Raw genomic sequence first — 1,697 nt, 5'->3', positions numbered from 1 at the left:
TCCGGTGTGGGTGGCACCAACGGCTCCGGCGGCGCCGGCGGGGTCGGCGGCAAGGGCGGCACCGGCGGCACCGGCGGCTCCGGCGCCGACAGCACCACCGGCGTCGGCGGCACCGGCGGCGAGGGTGGTGTCGGCGGCGCAGCGGGTGCCGGCGGTGGCGGCGGCGGCGTAGGCAGCGGCGGCACCGGCGGCAGCACCGGCACGACCGGCAACGCCGGGATCGGTGGCACCGGCGGCCAGGGCGGCGGCGGCGGAACTGGCGCCGACGGGATTAACGGCGCAGCGGGCAGCGGCGCCACCGGTGGCAGCGGGTTCGCCGGCGGGGCCGGCGGCCAGGGTGGCCAAGGCGGCGACTCCGGTGTGGGTGGCACCAACGGCTCCGGCGGCGCCGGCGGCGTGGGCGGCAAGGGCGGCACCGGCGGCACCGGCGGTAGCGGTGCCGACAGCACCACCGGGATCGGCGGCACCGGCGGCGACGGCGGCCAAGGCGGCAATGCGGGCGCCGGCGGTGGTGGCGGCGGCGTAGGCAGCGGCGGGACCGGCGGCAGCACCGGCGCGACCGGTAACGCGGGCATTGGTGGCACCGGCGGCCAGGGCGGCGACGGCGGCCAAGGCGCCGACGGGCTTAACGGCGCAGCGGGCAGCGGCGCCACCGGTGGTACCGGGTTCGCCGGCGGGGCCGGCGGACAAGGTGGCCAAGGCGGCGACTCCGGTGTGGGTGGCACCAACGGCTCCGGCGGCGCCGGCGGCGTCGGCGGTCAGGGCGGCACCGGCGGCACCGGCGGCAGTGGTGCCGACAGCACCACCGGCGTGGGCGGCACCGGCGGCGAGGGTGGTGTCGGCGGCGCAGCGGGTGCCGGCGGAGGTGGCGGCGGCGTAGGCAGCGGCGGCACCGGCGGCAGCATCGGCGCGACCGGCAACGCCGGGATCGGTGGCACCGGCGGCCAGGGCGGCACCGGCGGCCAAGGCGCCGACGGCACCAACGGCGCAGCGGGCAGCGGCGCCACCGGCGGTACCGCGTTCGCTGGCGGGGCCGGCGGACAAGGTGGCCAAGGCGGCGACTCCGGTGTGGGTGGCACCAACGGCTCCGGCGGCACCGGCGGCGTCGGCGGCAAGGGCGGCACCGGCGGCACCGGCGGCTCCGGCGCCGACAGCACCACCGGCGTGGGCGGCACCGGCGGCGAGGGTGGTGTCGGCGGCGCAGCGGGTGCCGGCGGTGGTGGCGGCGGCGTAGGCAGCGGCGGCACCGGCGGCATTGTGGGCACGACCGGCAACGCCGGGATCGGTGGCACCGGCGGCCAGGGCGGCACCGGCGGAACTGGCGCCGACGGGATTAACGGCGCAGCGGGCAGCGGCGCCACCGGTGGCAGCGGATTCGCCGGCGGCGCCGGCGGCCAGGGTGGCCAAGGCGGCGACTCCGGTGTGGGTGGCACCAACGGCTCCGGCGGCACCGGCGGCGTCGGCGGCAAGGGCGGCACCGGCGGCACCGGCGGCTCCGGCGCCGACAGCACCACCGGGATCGGCGGCACCGGCGGCGACGGCGGCCAAGGCGGCAACGCGGGCGCCGGCGGAGGCGGCGGCGGAACCGGTAGCGGCGGCACCGGCGGCAGCACCGGCGCCACCGGCAACGCCGGGATCGGTGGCACCGGCGGCCAGGGTGGCGGCGGCGGAACTGGCGCCGACGGGATTAACGGCGC

The 1,697-nt window shown here is 81.0% G+C and carries 1 protein-coding gene; it reads left to right on the top strand.

The genetic code is table 11. The features are described from left to right. The coding region (locus AWC27_RS31115; protein WP_211281629.1) for a hypothetical protein at nucleotides 1-1,697 on the top strand (1,697 nt) is incomplete at both ends.

It is taken from the genome of Mycobacterium szulgai (genome assembly GCF_002116635.1).
Taxonomy (GTDB): Bacteria; Actinomycetota; Actinomycetes; order Mycobacteriales; family Mycobacteriaceae; genus Mycobacterium; species Mycobacterium szulgai.
The sequence above is the reverse complement of the archived record's forward strand: the minus strand, read 5'-3'. Positions and strand labels throughout refer to the sequence as shown.